Source organism: Rhizobium sp. P2_G2, assembly GCF_056403555.1.
Map to the genome: position 1 here is coordinate 396136 of NZ_JBFUFF010000001.1, position 18660 is coordinate 414795.

An 18660-nucleotide genomic window follows, 5' to 3' on the forward strand; every position below is an offset into this window, starting at 1 on the left:
TTTCTCCTATCGTTTGCGACGAAACAAACGCGGAGGGGCCATATCGATGTCACTGCTAGAAAAATTCGAACGCTATCCACTGACCTTCGGCCCGACGCCGATCGAGCATTTGCCGCGGCTGACGGCAGCGCTTGGCGGCAAGGTGCAGATCTATGCCAAGCGCGACGACTGCAATTCTGGCCTGGCCATGGGCGGCAACAAGCTGAGAAAACTCGAATATATCGTGCCCGATGCGATCGCTTCGGGCGCCGATACGCTGGTCTCGATCGGCGGCGTGCAATCCAACCATACCCGCATGGTCGCTGCCACCGCCGCCAAGATCGGCATGAAATGCGTGGTCATCCAGGAAAAATGGGTGCCGCACTATGACGCCGTCTATGATCGCGTCGGCAATATCCTGATGACGCGGCTGATGGGCGCCGATAGCCGCCTGGTCGATGACGGTTTCGACATCGGCATCCGCAAGAGCTGGGAAGATGCGATCCAATCGGTCAAGGATGCCGGCGGCAAGCCCTATCCGATCCCGGCCGGCGCCTCGGTGCACAAATATGGCGCTCTCGGCTATATCGGCTTCGCCGAAGAGGTGGCGGCGCAGGAGAAGGAGCTCGGCTTCACCTTCGACTATATCATCGTCTGCGTCGTCACCGGCTCGACGCAGGGCGGCATGATCGTCGGCTTTGCCGCCCAGGACCGGGCGGAGCGGGTGATCGGCATCGATGCCTCGGGTACGCTCGAGCAGACGCGCGCCCAAGTCCGCAACATCGTCGATTCCACCGCAGAATTGGTCGGCCTCGGCCGGACGATCCGCGATAGCGAAATCGTCATCAACCCTGATTATGCCTATCCGGCCTATGGCGTGCCGTCGGAAGAAACCAATGCGGCCATCCGGCTCGCCGCCCGCACCGAGGCGATGATCACCGACCCGGTCTATGAAGGCAAATCCATGCAGGGGATGATCGATCTCACCCGCAAAGGCTTCTTCCCCGAAGGCTCAAAGGTTCTCTACGCTCATCTCGGCGGCGCCCCGGCGCTCAATGGCTACAGCTATTACTACAAGGATGGCTGAGCGGGGCGGCTGACTCACATGTCGGCGGGTGACGCTCTCTAACCCGCTGTCACCGGCTCCCTACCGGCATGGATCGCCGACATGATCGCGCGGCTAGCATTTTCATAGCGCCGGTCATTCACATATTCGCTGCGGATGGCGAATTCGTGCATCACCAAGATGCGGTCGGCGAGCGCCACCATTTCCGGCATATCGCTGGAAATCAGCAGGATCGACATGCCTTTGTCGGCGAGCGCATTGATCAGCTCGTGGATATAGGCCTTGGCCTTGATGTCGATGCCGACGGTTGGCTCGTCGATGATCAGGATATCGACATTGGCGGCCAGCCATTTGGCCAGTGACACTTTCTGCTGATTGCCGCCCGAGAGATTGCCGACCAGCTGCTCGAGGCTCGGCGTGCGGATTTCAAGCTGCTTGGCGAGTGGTGAGGCGATCCGGGTCTCGTCGCGCGCGGTTAGCAGGCCGAGCGATTTGGCGATGCGGCTCCAGACGGTGATGGCGATATTCGGCCGGATCGGATGGGAGAGGATGACGCCTTCATATTTGCGGTCTTCGCTGGCATAGCCGATGCGGTGGCGCTTGATCGCGTCCTCGACCGAGCGGATGCGGATGGGCCCGCCATCGATCAGTATTTCACCGCCGGTGATCTTGTCCTTGCCGATCAGCGCCCGGGCAAGTTCTGTGCGTCCGGCTCCGACCAGGCCATAGAGGCCGAGAATCTCGCCCTTCTGCAGCTTGAAGCCGATATTGGCGTGGCCGGCGGCGGTGGAAAGATTGCGGACTTCAAGCTTGGGCTGACCCATGTCGGGTTTACCGGAACGGGCATCGACCATGCGCTCGCCGCGGCCGATCATCGCCTCGATCAGCGTATGGCGGGTCATGCCAGCGATCGCAGCGCCCTTGAGCGTCGTCTGGCCGTCGCGCAACACTGTGACGCGGTCGCAGAGCGACAGAACCTCTTCCAGTTTGTGGCTGACGAAGAGGATGGCCGTGCCCTGGTCGCGGAGCTGGCGCACCAGCCGGAACAGCGTCTGAGCCTCCCCAGAAGTCAGCGAGGCGGTCGGCTCGTCGAGCAGCAGCACCTTGGCCTCGTGGCTCAGCGCCTTGGCAATCTCGACCATCTGCATCTGGGCGACGGACAGACGCCGCACTTCGATCGAAGGATCGATGTCGAGGCCGATCTTGCTGAGATGCTGGCGCGCCTCTTCGTTGGCGCGGCGGAAATCGACGAGGCCGTTCTTCGTCGGCAATTGTTCCAGCACGATATTCTCGGCGACCGAGAAGCGCGGGATCAGATTGCGTTCCTGATGCACGGCGGTGATGCCAAGACGGATCGCCTCGCGTGGGCTGGACAGCGAAATCTCCTGACCGTCGAGCTGCATCGTGCCGGAATCCTGCTTGTGGACGCCGGTAATGACCTTGATCAGCGTCGACTTGCCGGCGCCATTTTCACCCATCAGCGCGTGAATCTCGCCTTTGTCGAGCGTCAGCGCGGCGTCGCTGAGCGCCCGCACGCCGGGGAAGGACTTGCTGATGTTTTCCAGGACCAGGACCATCTCAGTCTTCTCCAATGCGGACGGCACGGTAGCGATTGATCCAGACGGCGGCGAGGATCAACGCGCCGAGCAGGAAGGTCACCCAGTAGGGATCGACCGCGAGCAGCACCATCGCATTCTGGATGAGACCGACAAGCAGCACGGCGATCACCGTGCCGAGGATCGAGATCGAGCCTCCGGCCAGGCTGGCGCCGCCGATGATCGGCGCGGCAAAGGAGATGACCAGCCAGTCGGAACCGATGGTCGGTTGCGCCGAGCCGAGCTGGGCGACGGCGAGCACGCCGGCTGCTGCCGCCGACAGGCCGGAAATCAGGTGCGCCGTCATGATCGCACGCTCGACCGAAATACCGGAGAGCTGCGCCGCATGCGCATTGCCGCCGACCGCGAGTAGAAAGCGGCCCTGGCGCGTGCGGGCGAAAAACACGATGAGGATCACCGTGACGATCAGCGGCACGATCAGCAGGAAGGGAAAAAGCCCGATACGGCCATTGCCGAAGGCAACGAAATCCGCCGGCAGGTTATAGAAGGGGACAGCCCTGGTGATGCCGGTATTGATGCCGGCGAAAGCCGAGCCGGTCGCCAGCGTCACGATAAATCCGTTGATGCCGGTGCGGACCGTCAGCCAGCCGTTGATCAGGCCGGCAAGGCCGCCAGCGGCCAGGGCGATCAGCACGGCGGGAATGGTCGGCACATGCCAGGCATCCATCAGCCCGCCGACCGTGATGGCGACGAGGCCGCCGAGCGCACCGACCGAGAGGTTCATCTGGCCGACGCCAAGCATGACCATCTGGCTGAAGGCGACCAGCAACGATACGCAGATCGAACGCAGCATGACGAACCAGTTGAATTCGGTCATGAACTGCGGATTGGCGAAGGAAAGCGCGATACCGCCGAGGATGACGGCGACGAGGATGCCGGACCATTGCAGGCGGACGGCGGCGGCAAGGAATCCGGTCATGCGCGCCTCGTCTGTTCACGCGCGGCGAGGGTGGAGCGGTAGCGTTCGATCAGGATCGCCGCCAGAAGGAAGATGCCGAGGAAAAGCTGGAGCCAGAAATTGCCGATCTGCAGCACGAGCAAACCGCTGCGGATGGTCGAGACCAGCAGCGCGCCAAGGATGGTGCCGATCACCGAGACCATGCCGCCGGCCAGCGCCGTGCCACCGATGACCGGAGCCAGGAAGGACGGCAGCAGCCAGTCGTCGCCGGCCGCAGCCGGCAGGGCGGCCGAATTCTTGGCGGTCAGCATGATTGCGGCGGCAGCCGCCAACACGCCGGAGAGCGTGTGGGTGAAGACGATGATGCGGTCGACCGGCACGCCTGACATTTCAGCTGTCCGGGCATTGGCGCCGACCGCCAGAATCTGCCGGCCGAGCACCGTGTGCTGGAAGAAGACATAAAGCGCTGCACCGATCACGAGCGCCACGATTGCCAGCGACGGCAAGCGGCCGATGCCGGACTTGGCGAAAGCGCCGAGTTCCGGCGGCAGGCCGTTGAGCGGCACGCCCTGGGAAAAGATCAGCATGCCACCCATGAACAGGCTTGCCGTGGCAAGCGTGACGACGAAGCTGTTGACGCCGGTCCGGGTGATGGCAAAGCCGTTCAGCCAGCCGAGCACGCCACCGAAAACCAGCACCAGCGGCAGCGCCACGATGATCGGCAGGCCGATGATCTGCAACAGGTAGCCGGTCATCATCACGGCACAAACGCCGATGGCGCCGACCGACAGGTTCATGCCGCCGGTCGCCAATACCACCATCTGGGCGAAGCCGACGACGACATCGATCGCCACCGAGCGGCCGAGCGAATTGAGGCTGAAGCGCGACAGAAATCCCGGCGCCAGAGACGAGAAAACCACCCACAGGATCACCAGGATCACGAACAGGCCGAACTGGTTCGAACCGCGCGTGAAGAGTTCGGTGACGGTGGCGGGCACCGTCCGTCTGGGCGATGTGGCTTGATCCATGGATGTCATTGGAGGACGATCTTGAGTGTTTGGCAAGTCATTGTCGTTGGGGTTTTCTGTCAATTGTTGGGGCTACCCCCCTCTGCCCTGCCGGGCATCTCCCCCTCAAGGGGGGAGATTGGCCAGAGGCACGAACCTCGGCTCAAATATCCACCGAGAACTGGGTTGAGAGGGATGTTTTAGGCAGGGCGGTGCCCCATCCAATCTCCCCCCTTGAGGGGGAGATGCCCGGCAGGGCAGAGGGGGGTGGCCGCGGATGCCGCTATGATTCACACCTTGACAACAATCCGAACGCCGAAGCCACTCCGCCGGCATCCCACCATCACTTGCAGGCGAGATACGTATCCTTGAACGACCCGGCCAGCTTCTTGGTCAGCGCCTTCAGGTCGTCCTTGTAGCTGGTCAGGTTCTGCGTCGAGATCAGCAGCGTGCCGGAATCGATGAAGTGGGCGGTCTGCGGCGTCTTGATCCAGGGCGCATCGGCTTTCAGCGTGCAGCCGGAAGCGATCTGGTCGAGCGCATAGGCGCCGATATAGGCCTGGCCATAGGGGTTCTGCGCCATGGTGCCGGAGACGAAGCCGTCCTTGATGCCGTCGAGCACGATCTTGTCGTCGTCGATGCCGATCATCTTGATACGCTTGTCGCCGAGATTTTTCAGCGCCGTGGCGGTTACGACCGAGGAGACATAGCCGGTGGCGATGATGCCGCCGATCTTGTCCTTCGAGGAGGCCAGCAGCGCATTGACCTTCTGGTCGCCCTTTTCCTGCTCGTCGGTATCGCCGATGGTCTGCAGCAGCGTCACGGCGCCATTGGTTTCGGCAACGGCTTTTTCGACCGCCTTGACGCGAAGCTGCGTGTTGGGGTCGATCAGCAGGCCGGCCATGTGCACGATGGCGCCTTTGCCACCCATGGCCTGGATCAGTGCCTTGGTGCCCATATAGGCCGATGCGGACACGTCGGTCGCCATGCAGAAGCCCATGTCGGTCGGGTCGGTCGCGCAGCCGCCGAGCGCCACGGACGGGATATTGTTGCTCTTGAATTCGGCGACGGTCGAATTGATGCCGACAGCATCGCCCGGGAAGATGCCGAAGCCGTTGTCACCCTGTGCGGCGAGGCTTTCAAGCAACTCCGTCTGGCGCTCAAGCTTCCATTCCGCTGGGACCTTATATTCCACTGAAGCGATATTGAAATCCTTCTGTGCATCCTTGGCGGCCTGTTCCCAGGGCGCGAAATAAGGATGTGGACCACCTGGGACGAGTGCGATCTTGTTGCTGGATGCGAAAGCAGCGGTGATTGGCGCGGCTGCGACCGAACAGGCGAGCAGGGCTACGGCGACGCCGCGCGATAGGTTGAATGTCATGATTTCCTCCTTCGTGCGCCGTCGCATTCCTCCCGCGATCCGCGCCGGAACAATCGGTAACACGAACGAATATCGCGTGCAATATTTAATTATTGACATTTTGGCGACCGTCACATCTAACAGCAGAGGCGTCCTGGAGTCGGCAACTCGGGACCACCCGGGAGGAGCGCATGCACGACAAGCCGGCACGACCATTGACGGTCGACCGATCACGACTTTTGCCGGAGTTGCGGCGCATGCTCGAGGCTGCTGACGCGCTCAACGCGAAGCCCGTCGAGAAGCAGACACCGGAAGAGGCGCGTGCCTCGTCGGAACTCCGCATCAGTGGCCAATGGGGCCGCAAGGACGATCTCGATACGATTGAAACCTTCCATATTCCAAACGGCGATGTCAGCATTCCCGTGCGGCTCTATCGTACATTGCGCGCGAAAAACACAATTCTTTATTTTCACGGCGGCGGCTGGGTCGTCGGAAACCTGGAAACCCATGACGGCATGCTGCGGGCGATGACGCTTGCGACCGGCGCCAATATTTTGTCCGTCGAATATCGCAAAGCGCCGGAGGCGCCGTTTCCTGCTTCGCTTGAAGACGCGCAAGCGGCGCTTGGTTGGCTGGATGAGCATGCGATCGAGAACGGATTGGATTGCCGCCAGCTGCTCGTCATGGGCGACAGCGCGGGTGCCAGCATTGCGGCAACGCTGTCGGTCCGTGCCCGCAATCTCGGCCGGCGCTTGTTCGGCGAGGTGCTCATCTATCCCGCCACCGACCTTGCTCATGCCACCGAAAGCCGCGAGAAATTCGCGGCCGGCTATTCCCTTAGCAGCGAGACGCTTGACTGGTTCGCTCGGCACTATATGTCAGGCGGCGTGCCTGCCACTGACCCTGAACTTTCGCCGCTGCTGATGCAGGATCTGGCAAACCTGCCGCCGACACTGCTGGTGACGGCCGACCATGATCTTTTGCGCGACGAGGGGCGTGCCTATGCGCAGAAGCTGATCGGCGCCGGCAACGACGTTACCTATGTCGAATGGCGCGGTACCGTGCACGGCTTCATGATGATGGATCGGTTTACACCGGCCGCACGCCAGCTGATTGACCGTGTGGCCGAATGGTGCAACCAACTTTGGCGCCGATAGAACATGAGCACTTCCTCAAGCACGATGAATTCGATCGGCAACCGACCTGAGCCGGCCTATGCGACGATCTACAGTGTGCTGCGCGACCATTTGGACCGAAAGGCCTTGCCGGCCGGCCTGGTTCTCGGCCAGGCGAATGTCGCACGCGCGTTCAATGTCAGTCGTGTCCCCGCCGGTATCGCCCTAGCGCGGCTTCATGACGAAGGCGTGATCAATACATTCGAAGGGCGCGGCTATATTGTCCCGCATGGGGAGCCGCTCCGCGTGGATCTGGTCGGAGCGGGGCTGAACCTGCCTCCGGAAATCGCAGCCCCCGCCGTCAACCGTCGCGAACAGATCTATGTGGAAGTCGAGCACACCGTGGCCGTGTGCCTCGCCTATGGCCGTTTCATGCTGAACGAGACAGCGCTTGCTGCGCATTACGACGTCAGCCGCACCATCGCACATGAGGTTCTGACCCAGCTCGAACGCGCCGGCATCATCGAACAGGATAACAACAATCGGTGGTATGCTGGGCCATTGCGGGAACATGAGTTCGAACAGCACTACGAAATTCGCTGGCTACTCGAGCCTCAAGCGCTGAAGCAGGCTTTTCCACGCACGCGGCGCGAGGACATCGAGGCTCGGCTGACGCGGATCCGGGGGGCTCGGCAGCAAACCATACGGCCGCCGGAACTGGAACTGCTGGAAACCGACCTGCACATCCATACATTGGCGCCTTGCCCCAATATCATCCTGCTCAATACGGTCAGGCGCAGCCTGCGCATCCTGATCGCGACGCATTCGACCTTTGCCAATCACCAGAACCGTGACGAACTCGGTAGGATGGTCACGGAGCACACCATGATCTACGAGGCATTGATGGCGGAAGACGTTGATCTGGCCGCCGCCATCCTGGAAGTCCACCTGCGGCGGTCCGTGGGGCCGAATCTTGATATTCTGCAGCGGCTTGGTCCTTTGCCGGACGCCGTCTGCCCACCCTATCTCGTCCAGGTGAAATGAAGTCGATGTAGAAGTGGCGGCATTGTATGAGCCAGCGCCGCTGCTATGCAACACTCTCGGCAGCCGGCACGATCACCGCCAGCGCATTGTCCAATTGCTGCTGCGTGAACGGCTTGGTGAGCCGGGCAAGCTTGATGGCCGGCTCGCCGCTTGGCAGTTCGGCATAGCCCGATGCCAGGATCACCGGCAGGCTGCGATGGCGGGCGGCGATCGCCTCGGCGAGCTGGATGCCGGTCATTCCCGGCATGGCGTGGTCGGTGAGGACGACATCGAAGCGTTTGTCGGAGGCGAGAAGATCGAGCGCCTGCTGGCCGGAATTGGCCTCCTCGACCTGATGGCCTAGATCTTCGAGCATGGCGACGGTGCCCATCGAGACGAGGAAATCGTCATCGACGACGAGCACGCGCAGATGCCTGCGGCCGTTCGGCTGCGGCGTCATTTCCGGCGCCGAAGCGGGCGGTCTCTGCACTGGCATCGTGCCGGCGACCGGCAGCCAGAGCGAGACATGCGTGCCTTGGCCAACCGCGCTTTCGAGTTCCAGCATGCCGCCCGACTGGGCAGCTAAGCCATGCACCATCGACAGTCCTAGTCCCGTTCCCTTGCCTACGCCCTTGGTGGTGAAGAAGGGCTCGGTCGCCCGCGCCCGCGTCTCGTCATCCATGCCGATTCCGGTGTCGGAAACGATGAGTTTGACGTAGCGTCCCGGTGCGAGCCCGGTAGGCCCTTCCCGGGCGTCCACAGCCTGCTCCGTCGCCTTTATCGTCACCATGCCGCCGTCCGACATGGCATCACGCGCATTGACCAGCAGGTTCAACAGCGCAAGTTCAAGCTGATTGGCATCCACCAGAATGGGTGACAGGGGCGAGCCGAGCACCTTTTCCAGCCGGATGGCGGGACCGACCGCACGGCGCAGCAATTCTTCGATATTGCCGACGAGCCGTTCGACGTTGACGGCTTCCGGCTTCAGTTCCTGCCGGCGGGCAAAGGCAAGCAGGCGCTGGGTCAGCGCCGAGCCGCGCTCCGCCGCCTGGATTGCATTGTCCAGCAGTCTGCGGGCGCGATCGTCGCCCGTGAGGTGTTTCTTGAGCAGATTGAGACTGCCGAGAGCGGCCATCAGCAGATTGTTGAAATCATGTGCCACGCCGCCGGTGAGCTGGCCGATCGTATCGAGTTTTTGCGCCTCGAAAAGCTGCGCCAAAGCCTCTTCCCGCTCGCGTGTCCGCTCCTCGATGCGCTGTTCGAGCTGTTCGTTGAGCGCGACGAGCTCGGCGGAAGACGCTTCGAGGGCGGCGGTGCGCTCGAGGACGCGCTGTTCGAGTTCGGCGTTCAGCCGCTCGAGTTCGCGCGTCTTGCGGTAGAGTTCGGCGAAGACCTTGACCTTGGCGCGGAGAACTTCCGGGACGATCGGCACCGAGACATAATCCACCGCGCCGGCCTCATAACCGCGCAGCCGGTCCGGCTCGGTCATCATCACGGCGGAGACGAAGATGATCGCGGTCTTCTGGAAGCGCGGATGTTCCCGGATCATGGCGACGAGTTCGAAACCGTCCTGTTCGGGCATGCAGACATCGACGAGGATGACGGCGACCTCGTTCTTGAGCAGCTGTTCCAGCGCTTCCCGGCCCGAGCGCGCCTTGATCAGGTTCTCCCGCAACTCCTGCAGAATGACCTCGTAGCTCAGGAGCTTCGAGGGCTGATCGTCGACGAGTAGGATATTCACTGGCTCCATTGTCAAACCTCAGCGATGCAGCCACATGCGCAAAGCAGTCAGCAATTGTTCGGTGTTGACCGGCTTGGCCAGATAGTCCGATGCGCCGGCTTCCAGGCATTTCTCGCGGTCGCCCTTCATCGCCTTGGCCGTCAGCGCCACGATCGGCAATCGTCGGAAGGCTGGGTCGGAGCGGATGGCCTGCATCGTCTCATAACCGTCCATGCCCGGCATCATGATATCCATCAGAACGATGGCAATATCGGGTTCGCTCTTGATGATGGCGATCGCATCATTGCCGTTGGTGGCGGTGAGCACGTTCATGCCGCGACGTTCGAGCACGCTGCTGAGCGCAAAGATATTGCGCGCATCGTCATCCACCAGAAGCACGGTGCGCCCGACCAGATCCTCATCGGAACTATGCAGCTTCTCCAGCATCTTCTGCTTGCCGGGCGGCATTTCCGAGACGACGCGATGCAGGAACAGTGCCGTCTCATCCAGGAGCCGCTCGGGCGATTCCACGCCCTTGACGACGACGCTGCGGGCCATGCTGTGCAATTGCGCGTCCTCGTCGGGCGAAAGTTCGCGGCCGGTGAACACGACAACCGGCACTTCGCTGATCGAGGCGTCGTCGCGGATGCGCTCTAGCACTTCGAAGCCCGACATATCCGGGAGCTTGAGGTCGAGCACTATGCAATCCGGCGAATCTTCGCGCAGGGATTGCAGGGCATCCGCACCGGTGCCGACATTGATGATGTCGATGTCATCATAGCCGAGCAATTCGCCGACACCCAGTCGTTCGCGCTCATCGTCTTCGACGACGAGCAGGCGCTTGCGCCGCGGCTTGGCGAATTCTTTGAGCTTGCCGAGCGCCTTGTCGAGGCCTTCGCTGGTCGTGGGCTTGGTCATGAAGCCGAAGGCGCCGCGCGCCAGGCCATGCTGGCGGTCTTCGTCGAGACTGACGATCTGCACCGGAATATGTCGCGTCAGCGGGTTCTGCTTCAATTGGCTGAGCACAGTCCAGCCCAACATGTCCGGCAGGAAGATGTCGAGTGTCACGGCCGCCGGCGCATATTGATTGGCAAGCTCGAGCGCGTCGGCGCCGCGCGTTGCGATCAGCACCTTGAAGCCGTTGTCGCGCGCCAGGTCGGCAAGCACCGAGGCATAGTGCTGATCATCCTCGATGATGAGCAGGACTGCGTTGCCGGCCTTGATGGCGTTGCGGTCATCCGGCATCTGTTCCGGAGCTGTGTCGCTTAAAAGCATGGCCGGACGCGCGAGCTGCACCGGCTTGGCCTCGCCAACGGTCTGGCGGCCCGGCGTCGATACCTTGCCGACATAGGTTTGCGGAACATAAAGGGTGAACGTGCTGCCCACGCCTGGCGTGCTGCGCAGCTGGATTTCGCCGCCCAGCAGATTGGCAAGCTCGCGGCTGATCGCCAGGCCGAGGCCCGTGCCGCCATATTTGCGGCTGGTCGACGCGTCCGCCTGCTGGAAAGCCTCGAAAATGATCCTCTGCTTTTCCGGCGGAATGCCGATGCCGGTATCGTTGACTTCGAAGGAGATGACCGCCGGCGCATGATTGAGTGAGGAATTGTCGGGGCTCCAGCCGCCCTTGACCGGCGCCACCTGCAGCCTGACGCCGCCCTGCTGGGTGAACTTGAAGGCGTTGGAGAGCAGGTTCTTCAGCACTTGCTGCAGGCGCTTGGAGTCGGTGATGAGGCTGCGATCGAGATCGGAGGATAGCTCGACGTCGAAGGACAGGCTGCGGTTTTCAGCCTCGTGACGGAACGGCCGCGTCAGCACGTCGACGAGATTCGTGAAGAAGATCTCCTCGGCTTCGACCGAGACGGTGCCGGATTCGATCTTCGACAGGTCGAGTATGTCACTGATCAGGTTGAGAAGATCCGTTCCGGCGCCATGGATGGTGCGGGCAAATTCGACCTGCTTGCCGGACAGGTTGCCGTCCGGATTTTCGCCGAGCTGCTGGCCAAGGATGAGGATCGAGTTCAGCGGCGTGCGCAGCTCGTGCGACATGTTCGCCAGGAATTCCGACTTGTATTTCGAGGTCAGCGCCAGTTCGGTCGCCTTCTCTTCGAGCGCCCGGCGGGCCTGTTCGATTTCCTGGTTCTTGGCTTCGACTTCGACGTTGCGTTCGGCAAGCTGCTGCGCCTTCTGTTCCAGCTGGTCATTGGTCTGCTGCAATTCGCGCTGCTGCGACTGCAGTTCCGTTGCCAGCTGCTGCGACTGCTTGAGCAGGCCTTCGGTCTGCATCGTCGCTTCGATGGAATTGAGCACGATGCCGATTGAGGCGGTCAGTTGATCGAGGAAGGACAGCTGCCATTCGGTGAAGGAGCCGGTCGAGGCGAGTTCGATCACCGCCTTGACCTGGCCCTCGAACAGCACCGGCAGCACGATGGCGCTCCTCGGCTTGACCTTGAACACGCCAGAGCTGACGGAGGCGACATCGCGGGGCAATTCGGTGATCAGGATGCGGCGCCCGTCCTGGGCACATTGGCCGATCAGGCCCTGGCCCATCTTCAGCCGCTCCCGATGGCCCTGCGCGCCATCGGCTGCATAGGCGGAGAGCAATCTGAGACTTGACTGATCGCCTTCGGTCTCGACCTGATAGATGACGCCATGCTGGGCACCGACGAGCGGGGCGAGTTCGGAGAGAAGCATGCGGCCAACGGTAGCGAGATGCCGCTGGCCCTGCAGCATGTTGGTGAAGCGGGCGAGGTTGGTCTTCAGCCAATCCTGCTCGGTGTTACGCTCCGTCGTCAGACGGAGATTGCCGATCATGGTGTTGATATTGTCCTTGAGCTCGGCGACTTCGCCGCGTGCCTCGACCTGGATCGAGCGTGTCAGATCACCCTTGGTGACGGCGGTTGCCACTTCGGCGATGGCGCGGACCTGGGTGGTCAGGTTGGCGGCAAGCAGGTTGACATTGCCGGTCAGGTCTTTCCAGGTGCCGGCAGTGCCCGGCACATTGGCCTGGCCGCCGAGGCGGCCTTCGACGCCGACTTCGCGTGCCACCGAGGTCACCTGATCGGCGAAGGTGGCAAGCGTGTTGGTCATGTTGTTGATGGTTTCGGCCAGTGCGGCGACCTCGCCCTTGGAGGCGACGGTCAGGTTCTGCTTGAGGTCGCCGTTGGCGACGGCGGTGACGACCTTGACGATGCCGCGCACCTGTTCAGTGAGGTTGGCGGCCATGACGTTGACGGTGTCAGTCAGGTCCTTCCAGGTGCCGGCGACGCCCGGCACCTGCGCCTGGCCGCCGAGTTTGCCTTCGGTACCGACTTCGCGGGCGACGCGTGTCACTTCACCGGCAAAGGCGTTGAGCTGGTCGACCATGGTGTTGATGGTGTTTTTCAGCTCGAGGATTTCGCCCTTCACGTCGACGGTGATTTTTCGCGACAGGTCGCCGCGCGCCACGGCGGTGGTGACTTCGGCGATGTTGCGCACTTGCGTGGTCAGGTTGGCGGCGAGCAGGTTGACGTTGTCGGTCAGGTCCTTCCAGGTACCGGCGACACCAGGCACGACGGCCTGACCACCCAACCGGCCGTCTGTGCCGACTTCGCGGGCGACGCGCGTGACTTCACCGGCGAATGACCGCAACTGGTCGACCATGGTGTTGAGCGTATCCTTGAGCAGCAGGATTTCGCCGCGTACGTCGACGGTAATCTTGCGCGACAGGTCGCCGTTGGCGATTGCCGTTGCCACTTCGGCAATGTTGCGCACCTGGGCCGTCAGATTGCCGGCCATCGAGTTGACCGAGTCGGTCAAATCCTTCCAGGTCCCGGCGACACCGGACACCTGTGCCTGGCCGCCGAGTTTGCCTTCGGTGCCGACTTCGCGGGCCACGCGCGTGACTTCGCCGGCAAAGGCGTTGAGCTGGTCCACCATGGTGTTGATGGTGTTCTTCAGTTCGAGGATTTCGCCCTTCACGTCGACGGTGATTTTTCGCGACAGGTCGCCGCGCGCCACGGCGGTGGTGACTTCGGCAATGTTGCGCACCTGGCCGGTGAGGTTGGAGGCCATGGAATTGACGTTTTCGGTCAGGTCCTTCCAGGTGCCGGCCACGCCTGGCACCTGCGCCTGACCGCCGAGCTTGCCTTCGGTGCCGACTTCACGGGCGACGCGCGTCACTTCCGAAGCGAAGCGGTTCAGCTGGTCGACCATGGTGTTGAGCGTTTCCTTGAGCTGCAGGATTTCGCCACGCACGTCGACGGTGATCTTGCGCGACAGGTCGCCATTGGCGATGGCCGTCGACACTTCGGCAATGTTGCGCACCTGAGCGGTCAAATTGCCGGCCATGGAATTGACCGAGTCGGTCAGGTCCTTCCAGGTGCCGGCGACGCCGAGCACGTTTGCCTGTCCACCCAGCCGTCCCTCGGTGCCGACTTCCCGGGCAACGCGCGTCACTTCGCCGGCGAAGCCGTTGAGCTGGTCGACCATGGTGTTGATGGTCTCTTTCAGCTCCAGTATTTCTCCCGAAACCGTCACCGTGATCTTCTTGGAAAGGTCGCCCTGCGCCACGGCAGTCGCCACTTCGGCGATATTGCGCACCTGGCCGGTCAAGTTGGACGCCATGGAATTGACCGAGTCGGTCAGGTCCTTCCAGGTGCCGGCCACGCCGCGCACGTTCGCCTGGCCACCGAGCCGACCTTCCGTGCCGACTTCGCGGGCAACGCGCGTCACTTCCGAGGCGAAGGCGTTGAGCTGGTCGACCATGGTATTGATGGTCTGCTTGAGTTGCAGAATTTCGCCTTTGACGTCGACGGTGATCTTCTTGGACAGGTCGCCACTGGCGATGGCGGTCGACACCTCGGCGATGTTGCGCACCTGGGCGGTCAGATTGGACGCCATGGAATTGACGTTGTCGGTCAAGTCCTTCCAGGTGCCGGCCACGCCCGGCACTTGCGCCTGTCCGCCCAGCCGGCCTTCGGTACCGACTTCGCGGGCGACGCGCGTGACTTCGCCGGCGAAGCCGTTGAGCTGGTCGACCATGGTGTTGATGGTCTCTTTCAGCTCCAGGATTTCGCCCGACACCGTCACCGTGATCTTCTTGGACAGGTCGCCATTGGCGATGGCGGTCGAGACTTCGGCGATGTTGCGCACCTGCGCCGTGAGGTTGGACGCCATGGAATTGACGTTGTCGGTCAAATCCTTCCAGGTACCGGCAACGCCTGGCACCTGCGCTTGGCCGCCGAGCCGGCCTTCGGTACCGACTTCGCGGGCGACACGCGTCACTTCGCCGGCGAAGCCGTTGAGCTGGTCCACCATGGTGTTGATGGTTTCCTTGAGCTCCAGGATTTCGCCTGACACGTCGACGGTGATCTTGCGCGACAGGTCGCCGCGCGCCACGGCCGTGGTGACCTGGGCGATGTTGCGCACCTGGGCGGTCAGGTTGCCGCACATGGCGTTGACCGAGTCCGTCAGGTCCTTCCAGGTGCCGGCGACGCCGGGCACCAGCGCCTGGCCGCCGAGCTTGCCTTCGGTGCCGACTTCGCGTGCCACGCGCGTCACTTCCGAAGCGAAGGAGCGCAACTGGTCGACCATGGTATTGATGGCTTCCTTGAGCTGCAGGATTTCGCCGCGCACGTCGACGGTGATTTTCTTCGACAGGTCGCCGTTGGCGACCGCGATGGTGACTTCGGCAATGTTGCGGACCTGGGCCGTCAGGTTGGACGCCATCGAGTTGACGCTCTCCGTGAGGTCGCGCCAGACGCCGGTGACCTCGCTGACCTGCGCCTGACCGCCCAATTTGCCGTCAGTGCCGACCTCGCGGGCGACGCGGGTGACTTCCGAGGTGAAGACGCTCAACTGCTTGATCATGGTGTTGATGATCGAGGCGGCGCGCAGGAACTCGCCCTGCAGCGGCCGGCCGTCGATATCGAGTGGCACGGTCTGCAGCAGGTCGCCCTTGGCGACTGCGGCGATGGTGCGGGTGACCTGCGTGGTCGGCCAGCTAAGGTCGGCGACCAGGGTATTGACGGACTGCTCCATTTCCGCCCAGGAGCCGCCGGAGAGACCGAAACGGACGCGGGTATTGATCTTGCCTTCGCGGCCGGCCATCCGTCCGACATAGTCGAGCTGGTCGGCAATGCGCTCATTTTCTTCGACGATGTCGTTGAAACAGTCGGCAATCTTGCCGGCTATTCCCGTCTGGTCGCCGGGCAGCCGAACGGTGAAATCGCCACGCCGCATCGCCTGCAGGGCGCCGAGAAGCGCTGCGAGATCCAGGTCCTTGTCCTTCAGCGTGGCTTTTTTGCGGGATGACGGAATCTGTTCCTCGGGCAGTTGCGTATTGGCATCCATTGAATTCCCCCTCGATTCCACCCGGCGGCCCCGTCGTTCCCTCGACAAGGCGGGCTAAACGGCGACAGCGCACATCTACCCGCAGCCTAAAACGGACGAGACCAACTTTGGTTCCCGCCCCGTGTAGTGAAATCGAAAGCGCAGGGTGAACAGCGGTTTAAGGCAGTGGGGGGTAGGAGCGGATTTTGATCCAGGGGCGACAACGGGGCCTTTCATTGGACGCAGGACCGGAAACGATCCGGCGGACGCCGGAGCGCAGCCTGGGTGATGTAGGGCGTGCCGAGATTCGCGCCGCCATATTTTCCAGCAGATCAGACTTCCTGCATCAGCTCCTAAGCTGCCAGGCTTTGGGCCGTGCAGAGCCTGAAGCCGGTGCGATGGGCGCTCCAGCTCTCGCCGAACAGCGGCAGGCCTGTTTGCCGGGCGATGCGCGAACCGGCTTCTTCAGGGGTCAGGCTGAGCATGGTTGTACCCTCGCGCACGGTGAAGGACGACTTGGCCTGATCGAGACAGGTGACGGCGATACCGGCGTTGATTGCCGTCGCAACCCGAGCCGCCCGGCTGAGGTCGTAAGCGATAGCGCCGCGCAGAATTGCCGTATCCAGCGGTGCAAGCCGTAGCGTGCCCTGCCAGGCATTCGGCGCATTGGTCAGGTCTTCCACGGCGATGCCATCGAGGCTCTCGGTTTCATGGGCGAGCGGGCCGGCTCCGTGCCGTGTAGCATAGCAGCGGGTGGCATAGATCGCATCGATCGCGTGGATCTCGGCTTCACCGGCGATGGCAAGCATGTTGGCGAGCCCGGTATTGGATCGCGTGACATGCGGAAATGCGCCGAAATCCTGATCGAGCATCAGCCCTTGCGCCGCCTCGAAAATGACCTGGCCTTTCTCCGCAATCCGCCTGTCGGGCCAGAGCGTCACGTGGTCCAGATAGGCTTGGCAATCCCCGATGAAGCGAGCGATGACCGCGTCGATTTCAAGCGCGTGGACGATGCTCGCCGGCAAACTGCCGATGCCGAGCCGTGCGAGCCGCTGCGGCACCCAGTCCGACCAGATGCGATGCAGTCGTGCCGCCAGGCCAGGCCGGAACAGATCCTGTGTGGTAAGCGAAAAATCCGGACGGAGGTTGCGCTCGATCGTCTCGCCGAATCCCAGTCCGCAACTGCCATGCTTGCCGCCGCCGCGCGCCAGTTCCACCGCCTGGTTGATCATCATGTCGAACGGCGTGGTGATCGGCACGCGCGGATCGCTGCTGACGGCAGGCTGGGCGCCGAGCGCTAGCAGAGCCTCCCATTCCGCCGCCAGCATCATTGGATGGGCGACGAAATGAGCGCTGAGATGGGTCGGCGCGCCGGCCAGCGTCCCTGATCCGACATGATGGAAGACATGGCGCCTGCCATCGGGCGCGACGACGGTGTGGCCGGCCTGTGCGCCGCCATTGCTGCGCACGACGACGCTGTCTGATGTGGTCGCTGCAAGCAAATCGGTGATCAGGCCCTTGCCTTCATCACCATAGCCCGCGCCGATGACGGCTTTTGCACGGATCGAAGTCATGATGATCTCCCTAGAGGCCGGAGCATTGGGCTCCGGCACATGGTCCAGTTCAGCGGAAGAAGCGGGCAATGCCCTTGGGGCGCATGCCGGCAACGGCTTTGGCGACGACGGCAGCGGCGGGGCCGCCCCAGCTGGCGGCGACGTCATCCGGATCACGTCCCTCGTTGATTTCGAGGGTCGAGACCACGAGTTCGGCGATGCGGGTATAATCATCGAGGATCAGCGTGCGTTCCGGCAGCAGCGGCTTCCAGCTGCGCAGGACCGTATCCATGCCGGTGGCCGCGTAGCCTTCGCGGATGACGATGTGGAACACCTCGTAGGTCCGCTGCGCTGCCTGCAGGCATTTTTCGGCATTGAGCCCGCGCGGCGCCTCGATACCAAATATCCGCGCAATCTGCTGCCGCGACAGGCCGTTATGGATCGGCTCGTCGCCGATGGTGAACAGATAGCCCTTGCGCCCGCGCCGCTCGAAACTATCGGTCGAGGTCTTCAGCGCCGCCAGCAGGTGGGCCGCGCTGTAGCTTTCGCCGTGATTGCCGCCGCCGCCGCCTTCGAGCCAGAGACCGCGAATCTGGTTGGCGAGCGAGATGTCTGCCTCGAACTGGGTGGCCTGGAGCGGCGCCCGGTCGGTATTGGCGTCGCCGACGGCGGCCACCATGATGTGCGGGTCCGGCACCGGCTTGCGCTCGTAGATTTCCGAGGTCAGCGTGATCAGGCCGCTGCGCATCAGTTCATGGGCGATCATGCCCATCGATCCCGTGACATCAGAGGCGAGGATGATCGGCGTCGATTTCGGGTTGAGGTCGCTGTCGCGGCTCTCGCGCATGGCAAACAAGGCCGGATCGTAGCGCGGATCCATGCCGGTCGCGCCAAAAACCTCGGCACGGCTGCGGCCGTCGACATGCTCGCGGTTGTAACTGGTCCAATCACTGGTGTTGAAACGTCCCATTCCCATGGTTTTCTCCTTCATGTCTGGTGCGTTTGTGAGGACTT

At 62.6% G+C, this 18660-nt stretch carries 11 protein-coding genes; 3 read left to right on the forward strand and 8 right to left on the reverse strand.

Going from position 1 to position 18660, the window contains the following annotated elements:
- Positions 1–46 precede the first annotated feature (46 nt).
- Positions 47–1066 (forward strand): 1-aminocyclopropane-1-carboxylate deaminase, encoded by a 1020-nt coding sequence (locus tag AC1D06_RS01820; protein WP_477878923.1) that lies wholly within the window; start codon positions 47–49, stop codon positions 1064–1066.
- A gap of 38 nt (positions 1067–1104) precedes the next feature.
- On the opposite strand, the gene AC1D06_RS01825 is transcribed toward AC1D06_RS01820, so the two are convergent.
- From AC1D06_RS01825 to AC1D06_RS01840, 4 genes are all read right to left on the reverse strand, one after another.
- Positions 1105–2622 carry a sugar ABC transporter ATP-binding protein gene (locus AC1D06_RS01825; protein WP_477878922.1) on the reverse strand — a complete coding sequence of 506 codons (1518 nt, stop codon included), beginning with the start codon at positions 2620–2622 and terminating at the stop codon, positions 1105–1107.
- Position 2623: 1 nt separating this feature from the next.
- Entirely contained in the window at positions 2624–3580 is a 957-nt protein-coding gene (locus AC1D06_RS01830) for an ABC transporter permease (RefSeq protein WP_477984538.1), read from the reverse strand.
- A complete protein-coding gene (locus AC1D06_RS01835; protein ID WP_477984539.1) occupies positions 3577–4587 on the reverse strand; it encodes an ABC transporter permease in 1011 nt (336 codons plus the stop codon). Before AC1D06_RS01835 ends, AC1D06_RS01830 begins: the two co-directional genes overlap by 4 nt.
- A 322-nt stretch (positions 4588–4909) precedes the next feature.
- The gene (locus AC1D06_RS01840; RefSeq protein WP_477984541.1) at positions 4910–5947 is read right to left on the reverse strand and encodes a sugar ABC transporter substrate-binding protein; all 1038 of its coding nucleotides are present in this window, start codon (positions 5945–5947) and stop codon (positions 4910–4912) included.
- 170 nt (positions 5948–6117) lie between these two features.
- Here AC1D06_RS01840 and AC1D06_RS01845 point away from each other — a divergent pair, with 170 nt between their 5' ends.
- Positions 6118–7083, forward strand: a complete 966-nt coding sequence (locus AC1D06_RS01845; RefSeq protein ID WP_477984543.1) for an alpha/beta hydrolase — start codon at positions 6118–6120, stop codon at positions 7081–7083.
- Between the two features lie 3 nt (positions 7084–7086).
- On the forward strand, positions 7087–8085 hold the full coding sequence (locus AC1D06_RS01850; protein ID WP_477984545.1) for a GntR family transcriptional regulator: 999 nt from the start codon (positions 7087–7089) through the stop codon (positions 8083–8085).
- Positions 8086–8128: 43 nt separating this feature from the next.
- Here the strand turns inward: AC1D06_RS01850 and AC1D06_RS01855 are convergent, their stop codons facing one another.
- The 4 genes from AC1D06_RS01855 to AC1D06_RS01870 all read right to left on the reverse strand — a co-directional run bounded on the left by AC1D06_RS01855 (position 8129) and on the right by AC1D06_RS01870 (position 18622).
- On the reverse strand, positions 8129–9814 hold the full coding sequence (locus AC1D06_RS01855; protein WP_477984547.1) for a response regulator: 1686 nt from the start codon (positions 9812–9814) through the stop codon (positions 8129–8131).
- A 9-nt stretch (positions 9815–9823) separates the two neighbouring features.
- Complete coding sequence (locus tag AC1D06_RS01860) at positions 9824–16003, reverse strand: HAMP domain-containing protein (protein ID WP_477984698.1); 6180 nt, start codon at positions 16001–16003, stop codon at positions 9824–9826.
- A 443-nt stretch (positions 16004–16446) separates the two neighbouring features.
- Positions 16447–17667 carry an adenylosuccinate synthetase gene (locus AC1D06_RS01865; protein WP_477984549.1) on the reverse strand — a complete coding sequence of 407 codons (1221 nt, stop codon included), beginning with the start codon at positions 17665–17667 and terminating at the stop codon, positions 16447–16449.
- A gap of 49 nt (positions 17668–17716) precedes the next feature.
- Entirely contained in the window at positions 17717–18622 is a 906-nt protein-coding gene (locus AC1D06_RS01870) for a hypothetical protein (RefSeq protein WP_477878914.1), read from the reverse strand.
- Positions 18623–18660: the final 38 nt, after the last annotated feature.

Excerpts from the sequence above, each read along its gene's own strand:
- AC1D06_RS01840 (WP_477984541.1), bottom strand. The coding sequence starts at position 5,947 with ATGACATTCAACCTATCGCGCGGCGTCGCCGTAGCCCTGCTCGCCTGT.
- AC1D06_RS01830 (WP_477984538.1), bottom strand. The coding sequence starts at position 3,580 with ATGACCGGATTCCTTGCCGCCGCCGTCCGCCTGCAATGGTCCGGCATC.
- AC1D06_RS01850 (WP_477984545.1), top strand. The coding sequence starts at position 7,087 with ATGAGCACTTCCTCAAGCACGATGAATTCGATCGGCAACCGACCTGAG.
- AC1D06_RS01860 (WP_477984698.1), bottom strand. The coding sequence starts at position 16,003 with ATGCGGCGTGGCGATTTCACCGTTCGGCTGCCCGGCGACCAGACGGGA.
- AC1D06_RS01865 (WP_477984549.1), bottom strand. The coding sequence starts at position 17,667 with ATGACTTCGATCCGTGCAAAAGCCGTCATCGGCGCGGGCTATGGTGAT.
- AC1D06_RS01825 (WP_477878922.1), bottom strand. The coding sequence starts at position 2,622 with ATGGTCCTGGTCCTGGAAAACATCAGCAAGTCCTTCCCCGGCGTGCGG.
- AC1D06_RS01820 (WP_477878923.1), top strand. The coding sequence starts at position 47 with ATGTCACTGCTAGAAAAATTCGAACGCTATCCACTGACCTTCGGCCCG.
- AC1D06_RS01855 (WP_477984547.1), bottom strand. The coding sequence starts at position 9,814 with ATGGAGCCAGTGAATATCCTACTCGTCGACGATCAGCCCTCGAAGCTC.
- AC1D06_RS01835 (WP_477984539.1), bottom strand. The coding sequence starts at position 4,587 with ATGGATCAAGCCACATCGCCCAGACGGACGGTGCCCGCCACCGTCACC.
- AC1D06_RS01870 (WP_477878914.1), bottom strand. The coding sequence starts at position 18,622 with ATGGGAATGGGACGTTTCAACACCAGTGATTGGACCAGTTACAACCGC.
- AC1D06_RS01845 (WP_477984543.1), top strand. The coding sequence starts at position 6,118 with ATGCACGACAAGCCGGCACGACCATTGACGGTCGACCGATCACGACTT.